The sequence below is a fragment of the Thermasporomyces composti genome (genome assembly GCF_003386795.1).
GTDB lineage: Bacteria > Actinomycetota > Actinomycetes > Propionibacteriales > Actinopolymorphaceae > Thermasporomyces > Thermasporomyces composti.
On the sequence record NZ_QTUC01000001.1, the window covers coordinates 1,355,114 to 1,375,197 of the forward strand.

Annotated in this window: 17 protein-coding genes; 8 read left to right on the forward strand and 9 right to left on the reverse strand. The window is 71.2% G+C overall.

The annotated features are described in order from the left end of the window. The first annotated feature begins 121 nt into the window (after window positions 1-121). Window positions 122-3,106: a PASTA domain-containing protein gene (locus DFJ64_RS05950; protein WP_211310510.1), complete on the forward strand. Its 2,985-nt coding sequence runs from the start codon at window positions 122-124 to the stop codon at window positions 3,104-3,106. 24 nt (window positions 3,107-3,130) lie between these two features. On the opposite strand, the gene DFJ64_RS05955 is transcribed toward DFJ64_RS05950, so the two are convergent. After that, entirely contained in the window at window positions 3,131-4,411 is a 1,281-nt protein-coding gene (locus DFJ64_RS05955; protein ID WP_115849541.1) for a sialidase family protein, read from the reverse strand. A gap of 208 nt (window positions 4,412-4,619) precedes the next feature. Here DFJ64_RS05955 and DFJ64_RS05960 point away from each other — a divergent pair, with 208 nt between their 5' ends. The 3 genes from DFJ64_RS05960 (at window position 4,620) to DFJ64_RS05970 (ending at window position 6,466) form a co-directional block, all read left to right on the forward strand. Further along, window positions 4,620-4,856 (forward strand): DUF6343 family protein, encoded by a 237-nt coding sequence (locus tag DFJ64_RS05960; RefSeq protein ID WP_115849542.1) that lies wholly within the window; start codon window positions 4,620-4,622, stop codon window positions 4,854-4,856. A 143-nt stretch (window positions 4,857-4,999) separates the two neighbouring features. After that, on the forward strand, window positions 5,000-5,965 hold the full coding sequence (locus DFJ64_RS05965; RefSeq protein ID WP_115849543.1) for an LLM class F420-dependent oxidoreductase: 966 nt from the start codon (window positions 5,000-5,002) through the stop codon (window positions 5,963-5,965). 69 nt (window positions 5,966-6,034) lie between these two features. After that, window positions 6,035-6,466 carry a DUF2267 domain-containing protein gene (locus tag DFJ64_RS05970; RefSeq protein ID WP_115851859.1) on the forward strand — a complete coding sequence of 144 codons (432 nt, stop codon included), beginning with the start codon at window positions 6,035-6,037 and terminating at the stop codon, window positions 6,464-6,466. A 16-nt stretch (window positions 6,467-6,482) separates the two neighbouring features. Here the strand turns inward: DFJ64_RS05970 and DFJ64_RS05975 are convergent, their stop codons facing one another. Both DFJ64_RS05975 and DFJ64_RS05980 read right to left on the reverse strand, forming a co-directional pair. Beyond that, window positions 6,483-7,334, reverse strand: coding sequence for a metallophosphoesterase family protein (locus tag DFJ64_RS05975; protein ID WP_115849544.1), 852 nt, complete (start codon window positions 7,332-7,334; stop codon window positions 6,483-6,485). A gap of 61 nt (window positions 7,335-7,395) precedes the next feature. Further along, window positions 7,396-7,797 (reverse strand): hypothetical protein, encoded by a 402-nt coding sequence (locus tag DFJ64_RS05980; protein ID WP_115849545.1) that lies wholly within the window; start codon window positions 7,795-7,797, stop codon window positions 7,396-7,398. A gap of 338 nt (window positions 7,798-8,135) precedes the next feature. Between DFJ64_RS05980 and DFJ64_RS05985 the strand changes: the two genes are divergently transcribed. The 4 genes from DFJ64_RS05985 to DFJ64_RS06000 all read left to right on the forward strand — a co-directional run bounded on the left by DFJ64_RS05985 (window position 8,136) and on the right by DFJ64_RS06000 (window position 12,938). Next, a complete protein-coding gene (locus DFJ64_RS05985; RefSeq protein WP_115849546.1) occupies window positions 8,136-8,669 on the forward strand; it encodes a DUF2231 domain-containing protein in 534 nt (177 codons plus the stop codon). Between the two features lie 136 nt (window positions 8,670-8,805). Then, on the forward strand, window positions 8,806-9,270 hold the full coding sequence (locus tag DFJ64_RS05990) for a hypothetical protein (protein ID WP_115849547.1): 465 nt from the start codon (window positions 8,806-8,808) through the stop codon (window positions 9,268-9,270). A gap of 167 nt (window positions 9,271-9,437) precedes the next feature. Beyond that, the gene (locus DFJ64_RS05995; protein ID WP_281268489.1) at window positions 9,438-11,873 is read left to right on the forward strand and encodes a Tex family protein; all 2,436 of its coding nucleotides are present in this window, start codon (window positions 9,438-9,440) and stop codon (window positions 11,871-11,873) included. Window positions 11,874-12,029: 156 nt separating this feature from the next. Beyond that, complete coding sequence (locus DFJ64_RS06000; RefSeq protein ID WP_115849548.1) at window positions 12,030-12,938, forward strand: aldose 1-epimerase family protein; 909 nt, start codon at window positions 12,030-12,032, stop codon at window positions 12,936-12,938. 63 nt (window positions 12,939-13,001) lie between these two features. On the opposite strand, the gene DFJ64_RS06005 is transcribed toward DFJ64_RS06000, so the two are convergent. The 6 genes from DFJ64_RS06005 to DFJ64_RS06030 all read right to left on the reverse strand — a co-directional run bounded on the left by DFJ64_RS06005 (window position 13,002) and on the right by DFJ64_RS06030 (window position 20,081). Further along, window positions 13,002-13,805, reverse strand: a complete 804-nt coding sequence (locus tag DFJ64_RS06005; protein ID WP_115849549.1) for an alpha/beta hydrolase — start codon at window positions 13,803-13,805, stop codon at window positions 13,002-13,004. Window positions 13,806-13,889: 84 nt separating this feature from the next. Beyond that, complete coding sequence (locus DFJ64_RS06010; protein ID WP_115851861.1) at window positions 13,890-15,965, reverse strand: prolyl oligopeptidase family serine peptidase; 2,076 nt, start codon at window positions 15,963-15,965, stop codon at window positions 13,890-13,892. Between the two features lie 119 nt (window positions 15,966-16,084). Then, on the reverse strand, window positions 16,085-16,849 hold the full coding sequence (locus tag DFJ64_RS06015; RefSeq protein WP_115849550.1) for a VOC family protein: 765 nt from the start codon (window positions 16,847-16,849) through the stop codon (window positions 16,085-16,087). A 110-nt stretch (window positions 16,850-16,959) separates the two neighbouring features. Further along, complete coding sequence (locus tag DFJ64_RS06020; protein ID WP_115849551.1) at window positions 16,960-17,985, reverse strand: aspartate-semialdehyde dehydrogenase; 1,026 nt, start codon at window positions 17,983-17,985, stop codon at window positions 16,960-16,962. Window positions 17,986-18,022: 37 nt separating this feature from the next. Then, window positions 18,023-18,646: a hypothetical protein gene (locus DFJ64_RS06025; RefSeq protein ID WP_115849552.1), complete on the reverse strand. Its 624-nt coding sequence runs from the start codon at window positions 18,644-18,646 to the stop codon at window positions 18,023-18,025. A 109-nt stretch (window positions 18,647-18,755) separates the two neighbouring features. Next, window positions 18,756-20,081 (reverse strand): DUF58 domain-containing protein, encoded by a 1,326-nt coding sequence (locus DFJ64_RS06030; protein WP_245940964.1) that lies wholly within the window; start codon window positions 20,079-20,081, stop codon window positions 18,756-18,758. Between the last annotated feature and the right edge of the window lie 3 nt (window positions 20,082-20,084).

Consider the following 20,084-nt stretch of genomic DNA (forward strand, 5'->3'; position numbering starts at 1 on the left):
CGACGGGCCTCGACGGCGTGACACGAGCGCGAGCCACCGCACAACCCGCCAAACCATGGTCACGCTCCGTGACATGCACGGTGACATTGATGGTGGTTCGCGTGGAGAAGATCCCATTTGCTTGTTAAAGACGTATCTGACCGGGTACAAACGCCGGGTGCTACGTCGCGAAGTACCCGGGCCTGGCTCCTCGCCCCACTCCGACGTCGTCGTTCTCGGAGACCGGTACGTCCTGCGAGAGCGGCTCGGATCAGGCAGAAGCGCCGTCCTCTACGCCGCCCACGACCGGCGGCTGAGCCGCCGGGTCGCCGTGCGTGTCCTCCACCCGCGACTGCTCACCGACAAGCAGCACGTCGTCTCCTTCGTCCAGGAGGCGTGGGCCGCTGCGAGCCTCGAGCACCCCGGCATCGTGGCCGTCCACGACGTCGGGCAGACGACGGTGCACGGCCAGCTCGTGCCGTGGGTGGTGCACGAGTACGTCGACGGCGTCTCGCTCACGGAGGTCCTCGCCAAGGAAGGCCCCTTCTCGCCGCTGCGTGCCGTGGCTGTCGCGTGCGACGTGCTCGACGCGCTGGAACACGCCCACAACAAGGGTGTCCTCCACCGCGCCCTCACCCCGTGGAACGTCATGGTCACCCGAGGCGGCCACATCAAGGTCACCGACTTCGGTATCGCCGCCATCGCCGCGTCGGCGCGCCTGGCCGCGTCCGACGGACGGGGCGACGACGTCACCGCAGCGGTGGCGTACCAGGCGCCCGAACAAGCCCGTGGCGAGGCCGACTCCCGAAGCGACGTCTACGCGGTGGGGTGCCTCCTCGTCCACCTCCTCACCGGGCGGCCGCCGTTCGAGGCGGACAGCGTCGCCGAGCTCGTGCGCGCTCACGCCAAGACGAACCCACCAGCGCCGTCGACCAGCAACCCGGACGTGCCGGCGTTCCTCGACATCCCGATCCTGCGCGCGTTGGCCAAGTATCCGGCTCGCCGGTATCCCCATGCGCCCGCGATGCGGACGGCCCTCCTGGAGGTCGGCGAACGGCTCGCGCGGATCCAGCAGATCCTCGATGACGCGGCCTCCGCACTCAGCTCCCTGCCCACGTCGGACCCCGCCGGGAGCGACACCGAGCCGTCCGGCACCGAGCCGACCGGCACCGAGCCGACCGGCACCGAGCCGTCCGACACCGAGCCGACCGCCGGTCCGCCCGCACCCGACGTGGGAGGCCCCACACCACCTGGTCCACCGGCGGTGCCCACCCCCACACCCGCCGGCGGGCCGCTCCCGTCGTCGGCGTCGGAGGAGACATCCTCCGACGAGCAGACTGGCGGAGCCCCACCCACGGCGAGTACGCCAGAGACGTCCTCCGCCGCCGAGCCCGCACCGGCCGAGTCGTCTTCCGCCGCGCCGGCCGAGACGAGCGAGGCCGACTCGTCGCCGGAGAGCGCGTCGACCGAGGCGTCCGACGAGCCCGCGACAGCGGACACCGCGGCCTCCGAGGAGACGACGACCGCCAGCGGCGCGTCGTCCTCGGACGCCCCCGGCTCGGCGAACGCTCCGACCATCCTGCTGCCCACAGTGGGTCGGTCAGCTGAGCCGGCACCCGACCCCGACGGCCCACCCACGGACCTGCCACGTGTCTCGCCGCTTGACGCCGAACCGGCGGGGCAGCGAACCACTCCAGGTGAGGACGGTCCGCCCACGGACCTCCCACGCGTCCCGGCGCCGGCCGCTCCGTCGGTGGACGGCGGGCCAGGCGCGGCCAGGTCCACATCGGCGCGGTCGACCGACGACCCGTTCGCCCTCACCCCGTCGTCTGTCTCGTTCTCGGGATCTTCGTTCTCGGGATCGCCGGCCGCACCCGACGTCCTCGACACTGCCCTCGACGACGGCTCGAGCACGCGTCGGTCGCCACGCGGGGTTCTTCTCGCCGTGTGCATCGTCATCCTGCTGGGCCTCGTCGGGGCCGTCGCCGTCTGGCGGATGAGCGACAAGCCGCAGGACATGGCGGTCGCCGCCGCGAACCCGCGAGTCGTGGTGCCACGCCTCGCGGGCATGCCGCTCGACGAGGCGGTCCAGCAGCTGCGCGCGCGAGGACTGCGCGTCGGCGCCCAGCGCACGGAGGCGAGCGACACCGTGCCCGTCGGGTACGTGACCCGTACCGACCCCACCGCTGGCGCGACGGTCACCAAAGCGACGGTGGTCGACGTGTTCATCTCGGCCGGACCGAACCCGACGACGGTTCCCCCGATCGTCGGGCACCCGGTCGAGGAGGTCCGAGAGGTGCTGGCCGAGTCCGACCTGCGACTGGGCACGGTCGAAGAGCGAGACTCCCCCCACGAGAAGGGCATCGTGCTGGCCGCGACGCCAAAGCCGGGTACGCAGGTGCCGCCAGGCTCGACCGTGTCGCTCGTCGTGGCGAGCGGGTGGTCCGTCGTCCCCGACGTTCGCGGCCTCGACATCCGGGATGCGCGCCAGAAGGTGACGGACGCGGGCCTCGTGGTGGGACGCGTCCGCCGACCATCGTCCTCGGCGGCTGGCCACCTCGTCGTCGCGAGGACGCGGCCAGCGGCTGGAACCCGTGTGCCGGTCGGGACCCGGGTCCACGTCGTGCTCACTCGATCGGCGGACCCCGCGCCGAGGCCGTCGCGGACGTCCTCGGACAGCCCTGCTCCGCCCGCTCCGTCGAGACCGCCGTCGGAGCCGCCCGACCCGCGCCCGACCACGTCGCCACCGGACGAGCCGGAGCCCACGCCGACGTCGGAGCCGACACCCACGCCGGAACCCAGTACGCCGACACCCACGCCGACTCCGACACCCACGACGCCCTCGCCGGAGCCGACGCCCACCCCGACGTCCGAGCCGACCGAGCCCGAGCCGACGACGCCGACGCCACAACCGGGTCCGAGCGAGTCGCCAGAGCCGACGGGGACTCCGGAGCCCACCGACACGCCAGGGCCGACGGACAGTCCGGAACCCACCGACACGCCGACGCCCACGGAGACTCCGTCGCCGACGCTCCCTCCATCGACGTCGCCGACGCCGAGAGAGCTCTCGAGCGCGATCACGGGCCGGCCGCGGACGTGCCCTCGCCGCAACGGTCAGCTGCTGTGACCGTGACCGGCTGCCGAGGATGATTCAGCGGCTCGTGGGGCCGGGAAGCCGACCGGTGGCGTAGTACGCCTTGCACACGCCGTCCTCGGCGTAGTCGGTGGCGATCTCGAGAATGCTCCTACCGTCGGTCGAGGGCACCAGCGTGGAGCTGTAGTTCGGGCAGTAGTTGTTGTAGGCCCCGGGGACCGCCACCGGTGCGGGTACCTCCCGCCACGGGCCGTACCCGTCACGCTCGTTCACCATGAGCGTGGCCCCGTTGCCCGCCGCGATGGACCCGTCCGGGTCCTGCAGCAGCTGCCCCACCAGCACCAGCCGGGCACCGCCGTCACTCCGCGGCACGACGGCGAGGTTCGGGGTGTGCGTGAAGTACCGACCGGACGCCGCGACCAGCATGCTGCCGGGATCGGAGGGATCACCCCAGTCCCATCCGTCCGCCGACCTGCGAAGGTACAGGGCGCAGTCGTACTGCCCGGGCGCCGCGCAGATCTCGTAGACCATCACGTAGGAGCCGTCGGGCAGGCGGCGCACGATCGGCATCCCCGGCCGGCCGAGCCCCGGTCGACTCGCCACGGTCTCGTGCACGGGACTCCACGTCACGCCGTCCGTCGACACCGTGCGCGCCAGCCGCTGGCTCCCCTCCGGCCCCTCGGTCTCATCCGCGAAGTGGCAGACGAGCCGGCCGTACCTGTCGACGGACAGCTCCGGCTCCCACATGCCGCGAGCGTTCGGTGACGCCGCGCACGTCGACAGGTAGGTCCAGGTCCGACCGAGATCGTGGCTCCGCCACACGCGCTGCGTCATCCGCCGATCGGAACCAGCGTCCTGGCCCACGCTCCCGGCCCACAAGAGGGTGCCGGCGGGCAGGTCCCCCACCTGGGTGGGCAGTTCGTAGATGCTCGCGCAGCACAGCCCTTGGGTCCCCGCCTGCTGGGCGGCGGGAATGCTGCCGACCTGCTGGAACGTGCGGCCATCGTCGACGCTCTCGAGGATCGCGCCCTCGCCACCCCGCTCGGTGAAGGTGACGACGCTGGCGATGATGCGACCGTTCGCCGCGCCCGAGTGACGCAACCGGATGGCGCGCGGATAGAGCGAGACCTTTCCGGTGAGGAGCGTGCCCGTCGCGAGAGCGCCCACTCCCGTCGCGGAGACCGCCTGCCGTTCCTCGACCGTCCCGAGCGACTCGTGCCCTCGGGACGCTCCGGCGCTCGCGGCCGGCGCGCCCGAGGCGGGTGAGGCGAACACCGCGCCGGCGCAGAGGAGCACCACCAGACCCAGGACGCATGCCGGAGCCAGACGACGCGTCATGACGCCACCTTCCCGCTCGACCAGCCGGTGATCACGCTAGGAATCCCGGACACACGTCGTCAACGGATCGTCACCGCTTCAATACGGGACACGCCGGCGCGGTCCGGATCCGGTCGAAGCGGCAACCCACAGCCACCCGGGCCGACGGGAGACCACGCCGCGGCATGACACCGTGTGAAGCACCAGGACGCGGGTACCAAGCGACGCCATGCCAGAGCGCACAGGCACCGAGCCGACCACGGCGCGCAGTGCCTACCGCTTGCGTCGGGTCCTCGCGGTCGCCGCCCTCCTCGGCGGGACCGCGGGCGCCATCGCGTTCGCGCTCGCGGCCGGTCGACCCGACGGAACGGCCACGGGCGAATGGGTCGCCGCCGGCATCTGTGGCGTCGTCGCGCTGACCGGACTCGTCGACCTCCTCGTGCTCGCCCGGCGACCGCGGACGTGACGCTCCGCCCCTGAACCGAGACGCCGGAGACCGGCGATCACACGGACTCGGGTGAGTCGTCCCGCTCCCGGGCCGGGCGACGATTGTCCCCGCGCCAGCCGGGTACCGGTGGTCGAGGACAACGGCCGTCCCGCGGAGGCGCCATGGTCGAGATCGGCTACACGATGCTGTGCGAACAGGCCGGCCCTTCGCAGCTCGTCGAGGACGTCCGGAACGCGGAGGACGCCGGATTCGACTTCGCCGTCATCAGCGACCACTACTTCCCGTGGCTGGACGCGCAGGGCCATTCGCCCTACGCCTGGTCGGTGTTGGGCGCCGCCGCCCAGGCCACGACACGCATCCCGCTCATGACCTACGTCACCTGTCCTCTCCTCCGCTACCACCCGGCCGTGGTGGCCCAGAAGGCGGCGACGGTGTCACTGCTCAGCGACGGGCGATTCACGCTCGGCCTCGGCGCGGGAGAGAACCTCAACGAGCACGTCGTCGGTCGCGGATGGCCACCGGTGGACGTCCGCCACGAGATGCTCGCCGAGGCGGTCGACATCATCCGATCCCTGCTGCGCGGCGGCTACGTCCGCTACACCGGACGGCACTTCACCGTCGAGTCCGCGAAGCTCTGGGACGTTCCCGACCCTCCGCCGAGAATCGGCATCGCCGTGTCGGGCCGACGATCCATCGAGCTCGCGGGCGCACGTGCCGACGCGCTCATCGCGACGGAGCCCAACCCCGACTTCTCGACCGCGTTCGACGAGGTTGGCGGTGCCGGCAAGCCTCGCATCGGACAGCTCGCGATCTGCTACGACACCGACGAGGACGCGGCCCGCCGACGCGCGCACGAGCAGTTCCGATGGTTCGGCCTGGGCTGGAAGGTCATGTCCGAGCTTCCCGGCCCGGCCTCCTTCGAGCAGGCCACGACGTTCGTCACCACAGCGGACGTCGCCCGAGCCATCCCCTGTGGCGCGAACGTCGAGGCGGTCGTCAGCGCGGTCCGGTCATTCGCGGACGCGGGATTCACCCACGTCGCTCTCGTGCAGGTGGGAGGAGACCAGCAGAGCCCGTTCCTGCGCTGGGCGGAGAGCGACCTGCTCCCGGCCTTGCGCTCGACCTGACCGTTCCAGCCACGTGCCGACGTGGCCGACCGACGTGACGTTCCAGCACGAAAGGAAGGAGGTCCGACGGTGGCGGAGACCGGATACGCGGCCTTCAACAAGACGGTCGACAAGACGAACCACATCCTGCGGAAGATCGAGGAGACGTACGGCTGGCCCAAGGAACGTCGCAACCAGTCGTACGCCGCGTTGCGGACGGTCCTCCAAGCCCTGCGGGATCGGCTCACCGTCGAGGAGATCCCGCAGCTCGGCGCACAGCTCCCCATGCTGGTCAAGGGGATCTACTACGAGGGCTGGGACCCGACGAAGACCCCCATGAAGATGAACGCCGACGAGTTCCTGGGTCGGGTTCGGGAGGAGTTCCGGTTCGAGCTCCCAAACGGTGTCGACCACCTGGTCCGCACGGTCCTGTCGGCGATCCGCGACCAGGTCTCCCAGGGCGAGTGGGAGGACGTTCGCTCCATCGTCCCCAAGGACGTCCGCCACCTGCTCCCGGCCTGACCGACCGCGAGCCGAGTCACGACAGGTCGATGTCGACCACTCGGAGGCCGTGTGGGCCGTCCCAGACACCGGCACCGTGGTTGCGGAAACGCACCTCGGCACGGTCGCCCAACCAGGTCAGGTAGAGCGTGATCAGTGGCGCTGTCCAGGTGATTCGCTTGCCGACGTAGTAGAGCGCCGAGGTGTTGATCGCCGCGAGCTTGTGCCCACCGACAACCTTGGTGGTGATCAGCCCGGGCACCTCGATCGGCGAGTGCGTGTGTCCGGAGATCCACGCCTTGGCGTTGGGGTGAGCGGCGAGCACCTCGAGGATCGCCTCGTTGTCGTGGATCTGGAACTCCGGCATCCGCGACGTGTAGTGGATGTCGTCGTCACCGAGAACCGTCTCCGCGAGCGGAGCGTGGCAGGCGATGATGCAGTCCGTCCCGTGCGCCGCCGTGAGCTCGTGGTCGAGCCACCGCAACGTCTCCTCCGACAGACGCAGCAGCTTGCCCCAGGACGGCTCCCCTGGGCCGACCGCGATGAGCTTGGCGAAACCGAGGTCGGCGGTGTAGTTCTGCGAGGGCCAGCCGTAGACGGCGGCCCACTCCGACGCGTCACGCCAGAAGTTGTCGTGGTTGCCGAGCACGTTGTACCACGGCGCGTCCAGCTGCTTCAGCCACTCGAGTGCGAGCGCGTCCTGCTCTGGAGTGCCCAGATCGGTCATGTCCCCGAGCTGGATGTGGGCGACGGTCGTGGGGACCATCTCCTTGTCCAGGTCGTCAAGGACGATTTGACAACGGTGTGGTGAGATCCCGCCGATGTGGACGTCGCCGATCAGGTGAACCGTCGACTCCGGCGGTGGCAGGTACGGTCTTCTCCGTGACACGGGTGGCTCCTTTCACATCGGAGTATCACGTCACATCGAAGTGTCGGGGCACACCGACGTGTCAGGTCGGCTCGTAGCGAACCACGACGAGGACGCCGCGCAAGCCGGTCACCGGGCCTGTTCCCTCGACAGACAGCGACACCACCGATCCGGTTGGGAGTTCTCGCGCCTCGGAGTCCCACTCGCACACGTCGAAGTGCCAGTAGGTGTTGGCCTGGATCCCCTCGCCGCTTTCCGGCAAGGTCGTCTTGCGCACCATCACACGTGTCTCGCCATATCGCTGCCGCGACAGGGCGACCGTCAGATACGCCTTCGCCGACTCCGGCACGTCGTTCGTCGTGACCAACCCCGCGCCAGCGATGCGACACGGGAACGGCGCGACGAACACGTGCGCGCGCGCCGGCGCGCGGACCTCACCGAGGTGACAGGTCGCGACGAGATGCTCGACGCTCGGAACCTCCACACGTCCCTCCGATGCTCATACGTGGCTCGCTCACCGAGGGGTCACCACACGCCCTCCACCGTAGGCCTCCCCAAGGCCCGTTCCGATCGTCCCGAAGAATCACCGCGGTCCGGTAGCCACCCATCGGACCGACAGCGGCCACTGTCCGCCGATCGACGGAAGGCCCATGGTGGCGGGAGAGGACCACGTCAACGGACCATCGTCCATGCGCTCCCGGGACATCGCCCCCTGTCGATCCCAAGCTTTCACCCGGTAAGGGTGAGGCGCGGTTAGGACCGACGCAATCGGTAAGACTGCTGGGAGGCGTCGGGCAGCGTCCCGGCAGGAGGGAGCCAGCGATGGCGGAAGCCCAGTCCCAGCCGCGCCTGGCCAAGCGGCCGGTCACGAGGCTCGCGGGACCCTACGGACATCCGGTCCATCCCGCCCTCATCACCGTGCCGATCGGCGCGTGGCTCGCGGCGCTCATCTTCGACCTGGCCTCGCACGTCGTCGCGACACCAGCGTTCCTGACCCAAGGGGCCAGGTGGCTGATCGCGATCGGCATCCTCGGTGCCCTCGCCGCGGCGGTGTTCGGGTTGCTCGACCTCTTCGCCATCCCCGGCCGCACTCCGGCGTTCCGCACCGGGCTGGTCCACATGTCCATCAACATCGTGGTCGTCGCCGCGTACGTGATCAACCTGCTCCTGCGCGTCGGAGACCCCGTGACCGGACCCGTGAGCTGGGGACTCGTCGTCTTCTCCGCGGTCAGCCTGGCGTTGCTCGGATGGTCGGGCTACCTCGGGGGGAAGCTCGCGTACGGGTACGGCGTGCGGGTCGCCGACGAGACCCGGCAAGCCGAGGGCTTCCGGACCGTGCCCGCCAAGGCGCATTGAGGTCTGACATGGGCTCGCTGAGGCGGACCGAGGCTTCGCGGGTCCGGTGAGGGCTCCTGGGGGGCCGGCCGTGGCTCCCCGGGTCCTGCCACGTGCGTGGGGTGACACCCCAGCAAAGGCGAGAAGGAGGCTTCTCATGGCAACCGCCGCACTCGTGACCTGGTTGGTCACCGCCGTCTTCGGTGCCGCCATGCTGACTCTGTGGGCACGCGCGGGCGGTCTCCGCGCGGCCGGCGTGGGCGCGGGAGGGACCGCCACCACGACGGTCCCGGGACGGCGCGAGGCGCCTCGCGAGGCCCGTGGGACGGCGTTCCCGCCCGCCCTGGTCTTCGGCCACTTCCTGCTCGCGGTCGCGGGCTTGGTCCTGTGGATCGTGTTCCTGGCCACGGGTGTCGGCCCGCTCACCTGGGTGTCGTTCGCCCTGCTGCTGCTCGTCGTGGGCGGCGGAGCGGTGCTGTTCGGCCGGTGGGTCGGCGAGCACCCCGGGGACCAGGCGGAGTCGCGTCTGCCCAAGCCGGTGGTCTACCTGCACGGCGTGTTCGCCGTCGTCACGCTGCTGCTGGTCCTGCTCGCCGCACTCGGTATCGGCGGACGGGCCTAGCGCACGAGAGTCCGGGCACCGACCCCAGCGCTGGGGCCAGGCGACGTCGGGTGTCCTCGCCGTCGTCGCCTGGTCCTATGCTGCCGTTCCGCACCGAGCCACCCGAACGTCGGTGTCCCAGGCCGGCGATCGGGGGCGTCCACTCGACGACGAAGGCGGATCGCAGCGTGACGACGACAACGGGGTCGCAGCTTCCTCCCGCGCCAGCCAGCGCCTCGCACGCGACCGTCGGCGGCACCGCGACGGGCGGCCGCGTGCTCGCGCCGCACCAGCGCATCGCCGAGGAGCTCGGCGTCGGCGAGGCCCAGGTCAAGGCCGCGGTGGAGCTGCTCGACGCGGGTGCCACCGTGCCGTTCATCGCCCGCTACCGCAAGGAAGCCACCGGCGGACTGGACGACACCCAGCTGCGCTGGCTGGAGGAACGGCTCCGCTACCTGCGGGAGCTGGAGGAGCGCCGGCAGGCGATCCTCACCTCGATCCGTGAGCAGGGCAAGCTCACCGCCGAGCTCGAGGCACGGATCCTGGCCGCCGACTCCAAGGCTCGCCTCGAGGACATCTACCTGCCCTACAAGCCGAAGCGGCGGACCAAGGCGCAGGTCGCGCGAGAGGCCGGGCTCGAACCACTCGCGGACGCGTTGCTCGCGGATCCCACGCTCGACCCGCACGCGACCGCCACGGCGTATGTCGCCCCCGACAAGGGCGTCGCCGACCCGGCCGCGGCCCTCGACGGCGCTCGGGCCATCCTCGTCGAGCGCTTCGCCGAGGACGCCGACCTCATCGGCGAGCTGCGCGAGCTCCTGTGGAGCCGCGGCTGGCTGGTGTCGAAAGTCCGTGCTGGTAAGGAGGAGGTCGGCGCGAAGTTCGCCGACTACTTCGACTTCGCCGAGCCGGTCACCGCGATGCCCTCGCACCGGGTGCTCGCGGTCTTCCGCGGCGAGAAGGAGGAGGTGCTCGAGCTCACCCTCCTACCTCACGAGCCGCCCGCTGACCCGGCGAGCGCCCCAACTGGCCCGAGCGAGTACGAGCGCCGCATCGCCGAGCGGTTCGGCATCGAGGACCGCGGGCGTCCCGCCGACCGGTGGCTGGCCGACACCGTTCGGTGGGCGTGGCGGACCCGCATCCTCGTCCACCTCACCATCGACGTGCGGATGCGCCTGCGGCAGTCGGCCGAAGACGAGGCCGTCCGCATCTTTGCGGCGAACCTGCGGGACCTGCTGCTCGCCGCGCCCGCCGGCAGCCGACCGACCATGGGCCTCGACCCCGGCTACCGGACCGGTGTGAAGGTCGCCGTGGTGGACGCCACCGGCAAGGTGGTGGCCACCGACACGATCTACCCCCACGAGCCGGCCCGCCGCTGGGACGAGTCGATCGCCACGCTTCGCCAGCTCGCCGAGAAGCACGCGGTCGAGCTCGTCGCGATCGGCAACGGCACCGCCTCCCGCGAGACCGACCGGCTCGTCGCCGACCTGATCCGCCGGCATCCCGAGCTGGGCCTGACCAAGGTGATGGTCTCCGAGGCTGGCGCGTCGGTCTACTCTGCCTCGGCCTACGCCGCCGCCGAGCTGCCCGACCTCGACGTCTCCCTGCGCGGCGCGGTCTCGATCGCCCGTCGGCTGCAGGACCCGCTCGCGGAGCTGGTCAAGATCGACCCGAAGTCGATCGGCGTGGGGCAGTACCAGCACGACGTGTCCCAGACCAAGCTCGCCCGGTCCCTCGACGCGGTCGTGGAGGACTGCGTCAACGCGGTCGGCGTCGACGTCAACACCGCCTCGGTGCCACTGCTCACCCGGGTGTCGGGCATCACCGAGAGCCTCGCGGCGAACATCGTGGCCTACCGGGACGCCCACGGGCCGTTCCGCTCCCGCATGGAGCTCACCAAGGTTCCGCGGCTGGGACCGAAGGCCTTCGAGCAGTGCGCCGGGTTCCTCCGAATCCGGGACGGGGACGATCCGCTCGACTCGTCCGCCGTCCACCCCGAGGCCTACCCCGTCGTCCGCCGGATCCTCGACCGAACCGGCGGTGACATCCGCAGCCTGATCGGCAACCTGCCGGTGCTGCGTTCCCTCCGGCCGGAGGACTTCGTCGACGACACCTTCGGCCTGCCCACCGTCACCGACATTCTCGCCGAGCTGGAGAAGCCGGGTCGCGACCCGCGACCGGAGTTCACCACCGCGACGTTCGCAGAGGGCGTGGAGGACCTGAGCGACCTCGTGCCCGGCATGGTGCTGGAAGGAGTGGTGACGAACGTCGCGGCCTTCGGCGCGTTCGTCGACGTGGGCGTCCACCACGACGGGCTGGTCCACGTCTCGGCGATGTCGAAGAGCTTCGTCAAGGACCCCCGGGACGTCGTCAAGCCGGGCGACATCGTCCGGGTCAAGGTGCTCGACGTCGACCTCGACCGCAAGCGGATCTCTCTCACGCTGCGGCTCGACGACGAGGTCGGAGGGGGCACCGCCGAGGGCGGAGAGGGTCGAAGCGGTGGACGTGGGACACGGCGCGCCACAGCGCGCGGCGGCCGCCGCGACGGCTCGCGGGGCACGGCCGTACCCGACACCGCCCTGGCCGACGCCCTTCGCCGCGCTGGCCTGCTCAACGGTCGCTGACCGCCCCGTCGCTGCCGTCGCGGCTGATGTCGCTGCGGTCGCGGCCGCTCTCCCCGACGCCACGGCGATCATCCCGTCGGGGTTCGGTACCGTCCGTTGGGCACCTGCTCGTGGCCATGACGTCGACCCGTCGATCCGAAGTGGAGGCAACGCCTCGTGCAGCCAAGCGGAGATCAGTACTCCATCGCAGCTCTCGGCTACACCGCGACGATCAGTGAGGTCGGTGCGACCCTCCGCACCCTCCATTACCAAGGGCGGCCCCTTGTCGCCGGGTTCGCCGTCGACCAGATCCGCCCTGTGTATCGAGGCGCTCTCCTCGCCCCGTGGCCCAACCGGATCGCCGACGGGGCGTACGAGTTCGGTGGCGTCCGCCACCAGCTCCCGCTCAACGAGCCGACCCGTCACAACGCCCTCCACGGCCTGGTCAGCTGGGCCCCGTGGACGCTGCTCGAGCGGTCCGCGGACCAGGTCGTCCTCGGCTACCGCTTGTTCCCGCAGGACGGCTACCCGTTCCGGCTCGACTTCACCGTGACCTACGTCTTGTCCGTCGATGGGCTGACCATCCGGCTGCACGCGCACAACGCGGGCACGACCGAGGCCCCGTACGGCTGCGCCCCGCATCCCTACCTGGTGGCCGGCGACGGCAAGGTCGACGACTGGACGCTCCAGCTCCCCGCGCGGGAGTACCTCGAGGTGACCCCGGACCGTCTCCTGCCGGTGCGCGTGCGCTCCGTCGAGGGAACCAGCTTCGACTTCCGCGAGCCCCGTCCCATCGGGACCACCTTCATCGACCACGCGTTCACCGGCCTGGAGCCCGACCAGGACGGGCGGACGCGAGCCCGGGTGGTGGCCGGTGACGGTCATGGCGTCGAGATCTCGTGGGACAGCACCTGCTCGTGGGTGCAGGTGCACACCGCTGACCGCCCTGAACCCGAGCTGCACCGGTCCGGCCTGGCGGTCGAGCCGATGACCTGCCCTCCGGACGCGTTCAACTCCCACATCGACCTGGTCGTCCTCGCCCCCGGGGAGAGCCACCAGGCGACCTGGACGATCACGGCGATCTGAGCGTCCGGCGGCGGTCCGCCACCGTGACCGGGGACCCGAGCGTGTGACCGGGGACCTGAGCGTTCAGCCAGGCAGGTGCTGGTCGATGAACGCGGTGACGTCGGCCAGCACCTCGTCCTTGTTGGTCTCGTTGAAGATTTCGTGCCGGGCGCCGGGGTAGATCCGCTCGGTGAACCGCGAGCCGCGGATGTGGTCGATGCCGACCTGGGTCTCGGCGAGTGGGACGAGCTGGTCGTCACCGCCGTGCGCCCACAGCGTGGGCAGCTCGAGCCGCGGCCCCGCGTTGATCGTCTCCAGGCAGGTCGCCAGCGCCTGCAGGGTTGGGCGCTTGAACGGGCCATGCCACACGAGTGGATCCGCGGCGTAGCGCTGCCCCACGGCTGGGTCGCGCGAGAGCGTCGTGATGTCGAGCGGCGTGTCCGGGATCTCGTCCAGCTGGAGCAGCTTCGTCGGGGACCACACCCCGAGCACCGGCCCGGACAGCACGACACAGCACAAGGTGTCGGCGTACCGCTGGGCGTACCGCGTCGCGATCATCCCACCCATGGAGTGGCCGATCAGGACGACCGGCAGCCCGGGCCGCGCCGACCGCGCGCGCTCGTCGACGGTGTGCAGGTCGTCAACGACCTCCTCGTAGTCGGTGATGAGAACCCGCTCGCCGGCTGAGCGTCCGTGCCCCATGTGGTCGGCGCCCACCACCTCGGCGCCGTGGCGCACCAACGTGTCCGCGACGTGCTCGTAGCGGCCGATGTGCTCGCCATAACCGTGGACGAGCAAGGCCAGGTACCGCGCTGAGTCGTTCGGCCAGGTGCGCCCGACGATACGTCCGCGCGTGCCGTCGAAGCTCCACTCCTGCCACGCTGCCATCGTGTTCCTTTCGCTCCGGCGGATTGACGACATTCTCGCCACGGCACGCCGGACCGTGCCGAAGCGATGCCAGGCCGGGCCCGGTCAGTCCGTGAGGCGACGCCAGAGGAACTCCATCGCGAGCGCGTTCTTGAACGCCAGCTGCTCGTTGTCGGCCGCGGACCCGTGGCCGCCCTCGATGTTCTCGTAGTACGCGACGTCGTAGCCGAGGTCACGAAGCTTCGCCACCATCTTGCGCGCGTGGCCCGGATGCACCCGGTCGTCGCGGGTCGAGGTGATGAACAGCACCGGCGGGTAGGGCCGACCGGGGCGCACGTTGTGGTACGGCGAGTACTCGCGAAGGAAAGCCCAGTCGTTCTCATCGTCGGGGTCGCCGTACTCGGCCATCCACGACGCACCCGCCAGCAGCCGGTGGTAGCGCTTCATGTCGAGCAACGGCACCTGAGCCACGACCGCGCCGAACAGCTCCGGATAGCGGGTGAGCATGACACCCATGAGCAATCCACCGTTGCTGCCACCCTGGATACCCAGCCGCTTCGGCGTCGTGATGCCCTGGCGCACCAGGTCGCGCGCGACAGCGGCGAAGTCCTCGTACGCTCGCAGGCGGTGCTCCCGCATCGCCGCCTGGTGCCACGTGGGCCCGTACTCCCCACCGCCGCGAATGTTGGCGACCACGTACGTGCCGCCGCGTTCCAGCCAGGCACGTCCGATGACCCCGCTGTAGCTGGGGGTCAGGGACAGCTCGAAGCCGCCGTAGCCGGTGAGCAGAGTCGGCCCGGCGTTGTTCACCTCCGGCCCGACCACGAAGTACGGAACACGCGTGCCATCGTCGGAGGTCGCGAAGAACTGCCGCACGCGCAGTCCGCTGGCGTCGAAAAACGCCGGCGCCCGCTTGAGCACCTGCAAGGGCCGGCCGACGTGGCCGTACCGGAGCGTCGCCGGCTCGGTGAAGCCGCTGGAGTTGACGAAGACCTCGTCGCTGTGGTCGGGGTCGGTGCTGACGATGTCGGCGTGCCCGATCTCAGGCATGTCCGGCATGCGGGCGCGCGTCCAGTCCGGCCCTGCGCCGTCACCGGGTGGCGTCAGCACCTCGAGTCGACTCTTGACATCGGTGAGCGTGTTGAGGATGAGGTGGTTGCGGGTCCAGGCGTAGTAGCTCAGCGACGTGCGCGGGTCCGGCTCGAACAGCACGGTGAGGTCGACGTCCCCCGCGAGGAAGTCGTCGAAGCGGGCGGCGAGCAAGGCACCGCCCGGGTAGGTGACGCCGTTGACGGTCCACGGTGTGCGGGTTCGGACGATCAGCCACTCCCGGTGGACGCCGGCGGAGGCGTCGAGCGGGACCCCGATCCGGCGCAGCTCGTCACCGACACGGAGATACAGCTCGCCGGTGAAGAAGTCGATGGCTCGCCGGACGAAGTCGCGTTCGTAGCCCTCGGTGGGGTCGTGCACCGCGTACACCGACACGTCGTCCGGCTTGCCCTCGAAGACCGTCTCCGCCTCCGACACCGGCGTGCCACGCCGCCACCGCTTCGCGATGCGCGGGTATCCGGACGCGGTCAGCGAACCAGGACCGAGGTCGGTGCCGACGTAGAGGTGGTCGATGTCGATCCAGCTGACGTAGGTCTTGGCCTCCGGCAGGTTGAAGCCGTCCTCGACGAAGGTCCGGGTCGTCAGGTCGAACTCGCGGATCACGGTCGCGTCGGAGCCGCCCCGCGACAGGTGCACCAGAGCGCGCGCGTAGCTCGGGCGAAGCATCGTCGCGCCCTTCCACACCCAGCTCTCGCCGTCGGCGCTGGCGAGGGCGTCGATGTCGATGAGTACCTCCCACTCCGGCTGGTCCGTGCGGTACGACTCCAACGTGGTGCGCCGCCACAGGCCTCGGGGGTGCTCCGCGTCCTGCCAGAAGTTGTAGAGGTAGTCGCCCCGGCGACGGACATAGGGGATGCGCTCGTCGGAGTCGAGCACGTCGCGAGCGGCGTCTCGAAGCTCGCGGAAGCGCGCGCCGGTGGTGAACCGAGCGAACGTCTCCTCATTACGCTCACGCACCCACGCCAACGCCGTCGGATCGGTGACCTCTTCGAGCCACAGGTACGGGTCGTCCGATCCGTCCAGGTGCGGCTCCGGTTTCGACCCCTCACCGGGGCCTGCGGCGGCATTCATGGCCGCCATTCTGACGCAGGACGACGACCGTCCGCCGACCGCAGCGGCCGGCCGGTGCCAAAGGTCGCCACGACGCGACGTCACACCCACCGCGGCCCGGAGGCCTCGCCGCGTCGCTCTCAGGCCTGCGAGACCGGGCCGAGGACGGAGAACGGCGTTCCCCACGGGTCGAGAAGTGAGGCCATCCGGCCGTACGGGGTGTCCCACGGCTGGCGCTCCACGTGGCCCGACATGGCGGCGGCCCTGCCGACCGCCTCGTCGGTGTCCGGAACCGCGAAGTAGGTCACCCACTGCGGCGGCAGCTCCTCGGTCTGCCAGCGACCGCAGACCTGGTCGCCGCCGGCCTTCCAGACGCTGTAGTCGAAGTCGCCGCCGCCGATCTGCACCTGGTGGTCGTAGCCGAAGACGGCCTGGTAGAAGGCGTCAGCGGTCGGGCCGTCCGGCGTGACGAGCTCACTCCACCCCACCGCGCCGGGCTCCCGCCACAGCCCGAAGCCGGGTCGGACTCCGCCCTGCCAGAGGCAGAACTGGGCGCCGGTGGGGTCGACGGCGTGCGCCATCCGCCCCGCGTCGAGGATCTCCCGCGGGCCGACGAGCAGCTCCCCGCCGCGCTGGACCAGCCGTCGAGCGGCCGCGTCCAGGTTGCGAATGGCGAGGTAGGTGTGCCACCGAGGCTCGACGGTGGAACCCGGCCGTCGTCGCGCCAGGCCCGCGACCGGGATGTCGTTGGCCAGGCACAAGGTGTAGTGGCCGAGATCGGGGCCCAAGTCGGTGAACGTCCAGCCGAACAGGTCACCGTAGAAGCGCCGGGCTTCGTCGAGGTCGGGCACCACCGTGTCCACCCAGCACGGGGCGCCGTCGGGAAACTCCGTCCGCTCGACCATCGGCTCCGCTTCTTCGCCTCCTCGCGCCCAAGGCACGGATCGGAGCTCCAGCCTTCCACGAGATCGGGAGGCTTCGGAGCCGATCCCGTGAACCCGGACGAGCGGTCGGCTCAGCCGCGTCGCGCGACGAGGAGCTCCGCGATCTGGACCGCGTTGAGCGCGGCCCCCTTCCGCAGGTTGTCGTTGGACACGAACATCGCCAGACCGTGGGGGACACCGGGGTCCCGGCGCACCCGCCCCACGTACGACGGATCGGTGCCGGCCGCGCGCAAGGGCGTCGGAACGTCGGTCACCACGACCCCGGGCGCGGAGGCGAGCAGCTCGAGCGCGCGAGCCGGCGAGAGGTCCCGCTCGAACTCGACGTTGATCGACAGCGAGTGGCCGGTGAAGACGGGAACGCGGACGCACGTGCCCGACACGGCCAAGTCGGGGATCTCGAGGATCTTGCGGCTCTCGTCGCGCAGCTTGCGCTCCTCGCTGGTCTCGTCGCTGCCGTCGGCGAGGATCGAACCGGCGAGCGGCACCACGTTGTACGCGACCGGAGCGGCGAAGACGGCGGGGTCACCGAACTGCACCGCGGCGCCGTCGAAGGTGAGCGCGGCCGCGTCCGCGCCCGCCTTGGCGACCTGCTCCTCCAGCTCCCGGACGCCCGCGCCGCCCGCCCCCGAGACCGCCTGGTAGGTGCTGACCACGAGGCGCCGCAGCCCCGCCTCGCGGTGCAGCGGAGCGAGGACCGGCATCGCGGCCATGGTCGTGCAGTTGGGGTTGGCGACGATGCCCTTCGGGATGGCGTCGAGGGCGTGTGGGTTGACCTCGGACACCACGAGCGGGACGTCAGGATCCATCCGCCACGCGGAGGAGTTGTCGATCACCACCGCACCGGCCGCCGCGATCCGCGGCGCCAAGCGACGAGAGGCGTCCGCCCCGGCCGAGCTGAGCACGAGGTCGAGCCCGGAGTAGTCGGCGGTCTCGGCGTCCTCGACGACCACCGTGGTGTCCCGCCACGGCAGCGTTCGACCCGCCGACCGCGCCGAGGCGAAGAACCTGATCTCGTCAACGGGGAAGGCGCGCTCGACCAGCAGCTGGCGCATGACACTGCCCACCTGGCCGGTGGCCCCGAGAACTCCGATCCGCATGGTGGCCAGGGTACGGGTTCTGGTCCGGAGCCGCCTCTCATGGCGGGTCCCGCCGCCAGACCAGCGCCAGGTACCCGGCCACCACGACCGCCAGCACGATGCCGATGACGGGGACGGCGACCGTGGAGGCCCGGTCGATCCGCTCCTGCACCGTGAGGGCGAGCGCTCCGAGGACGCCGGTCACCGTGAGGACGCCGGTCGCGCGCGCGATCGGTCGGCGCAGTGCTCCCGCGCCGACCCTGGCGTCGCCAGGGAGCGCCGCCGCGAACGCGGCGCTGACGTGGTGGAGGTAGAGCGCAGCCGCCAACCCGAGCAGCGGCGGCCACGGGACCGACGCGTCCCACGTCCGAAGCAGCCAGCCGCCGGCCGCCACGAGCTCGAGCGCGAGGACCGTCCAGCTCCCCGGCGCGGCCGCCGGCACGACCGCCGCCACCACGACCGCGAGGAGAGTCGTGGACCGGCCGGCCCAGCTCGGTGGCACGGCGAGGAGCAACGCCACACACCCGGTGGCCCACACCCCGACGCGGAGAAGAGCCGGCGTCGGCGCCAGATTCCCTGCCGCGCGACCCCCCGCCACGCGGCGAGCGAACGGCGCCACGACGGCTGTCGCGGCCGCGCGCACGGGACGCCCCACGCGCCGACGCTCGCCGTTCGCGCTCATCACCCTCCCGGCATCCTTTCGACGTCCCTCGCCTGTCGTGGTGCCGTCGTCCGCTCCACCGGTCCGTTCATCGTGGCCCGTTCGGTGTGGTCCGTTCACTGTGGCCCGTTCATCGGCGACCTGCCGCCATCCGGGTGATGTCCCGCAACACCAGGTCGAGACTGCCGGCGCCGGACCACCGCACGACCGGCACACCGTGCGCGAGGAGCTGGGCCACGGTGTTCTGCCGCTGGAGCCGCCAGAGCCCGAAGGCCGCGTCCGACCACGCGCTCGTGCGCGGCGGCCGGGCGCCGGTGGGGAGGGTGTCCACCGCCACGACGGACCGCCCGCTGCGCGCCAGGCGAGCGAGCAGGGCGACGCTGCGTCGGTCCACCAGGGGGGTGAGCACGACGATGAGCGCCGCGTGCGGCAGGGTGTGGCGCCGGAGGAAGTTGTCGGACGGGTCGTGCGGCCCCTCCCCGGGACTCACCGCGAGCAGCCACTCCAACACGGTGAGGACGTGCCGGCGGCCGGTTCCCGCCCGCAAGGCCCGGTTGCGCCCGCCGTACTCCAGCAATCGGACCCGGTCCCCGCGTTCGGCGTAGTGCTGGGTGATCCCAGCCGCGGCTCGCACCGTGGTGTCGGTGACGCTGGCCGAGCCGCCTGACTGGCCGACGTCCCGGTGGCCGCCGCTCCACGGCCTCGAGCTCGGGCCGTCCAGCGCGACCTCGTGGAGGACGTCGAGAATCAGCACCAGCTCCGCGTCGCGGTCGGAGAAGGTCTGGGCGACGTGCAGCTGCCGCGTCCGCAGCGACGCCCGCCAGTCGATCCGGCGGAGCCGGTCACCGGGTGCGAACTGTCGGATGCCCGCCAGCTCGCCTCCGTCGCCGTACCGCCGCGACCGGTGCACGCCGACCAGACCGGCGGCCGTGGGCATCGTCTCGTCCGCCTCGAACGGCTCGCTTCGCGGAAAGACCGCGACCGGCACCGGCTCGGAGGCGACGGGCTGGCCCTCCAGCAACGCGTCGCACGTGAACGCGAGAGCACGGACGGGGGCGATCGTGTGGCGGCCCCAGCGCAGCGCCTCCCCCTCGAAGGTGAGCTCGGCGCGTCCGCGGACGCTGGTGGCGACGCTCGTGCGCTGCTGGCCTGCCCACCAGGCCTCCGGCTCCCGGCGCACCACCACGAGGTCGAGCGGGGCCGCGTGGTCGATGGCGTCGATCGCGACATGCGCCGTCAGGCGCTCCCCCTCGGTGAGTCGCGACCGCTCGACGACGAGGGTCACCGTCGGACGCCCGCGCGGTCGGCTCCCCAGGGCGGTCGCCGTGCCCAGGACGAACGGGGCGGCGAGCACAGCGAGATCGACTCGCCCCGTGACCACCGCGCCGACGCACAGGACGAGCACGACGATCAGAGCCCGGCGCAGGGCTGGTGTGGGAGTCCAGTCGGGTGCCACGGC

Bases quoted from the DNA above. Each gene is read 5' to 3' on its own strand.
- DFJ64_RS05960 (WP_115849542.1), top strand. From the start codon at position 4,620: ATGCCAGAGCGCACAGGCACCGAGCCGACCACGGCGCGCAGTGCCTAC.
- DFJ64_RS06010 (WP_115851861.1), bottom strand. From the start codon at position 15,965: ATGAATGCCGCCGCAGGCCCCGGTGAGGGGTCGAAACCGGAGCCGCAC.
- DFJ64_RS06020 (WP_115849551.1), bottom strand. From the start codon at position 17,985: ATGCGGATCGGAGTTCTCGGGGCCACCGGCCAGGTGGGCAGTGTCATG.
- DFJ64_RS05965 (WP_115849543.1), top strand. From the start codon at position 5,000: ATGGTCGAGATCGGCTACACGATGCTGTGCGAACAGGCCGGCCCTTCG.
- DFJ64_RS05955 (WP_115849541.1), bottom strand. From the start codon at position 4,411: ATGACGCGTCGTCTGGCTCCGGCATGCGTCCTGGGTCTGGTGGTGCTC.
- DFJ64_RS06025 (WP_115849552.1), bottom strand. From the start codon at position 18,646: ATGAGCGCGAACGGCGAGCGTCGGCGCGTGGGGCGTCCCGTGCGCGCG.
- DFJ64_RS05990 (WP_115849547.1), top strand. From the start codon at position 8,806: ATGGCAACCGCCGCACTCGTGACCTGGTTGGTCACCGCCGTCTTCGGT.
- DFJ64_RS06015 (WP_115849550.1), bottom strand. From the start codon at position 16,849: ATGGTCGAGCGGACGGAGTTTCCCGACGGCGCCCCGTGCTGGGTGGAC.
- DFJ64_RS05985 (WP_115849546.1), top strand. From the start codon at position 8,136: ATGGCGGAAGCCCAGTCCCAGCCGCGCCTGGCCAAGCGGCCGGTCACG.
- DFJ64_RS06005 (WP_115849549.1), bottom strand. From the start codon at position 13,805: ATGGCAGCGTGGCAGGAGTGGAGCTTCGACGGCACGCGCGGACGTATC.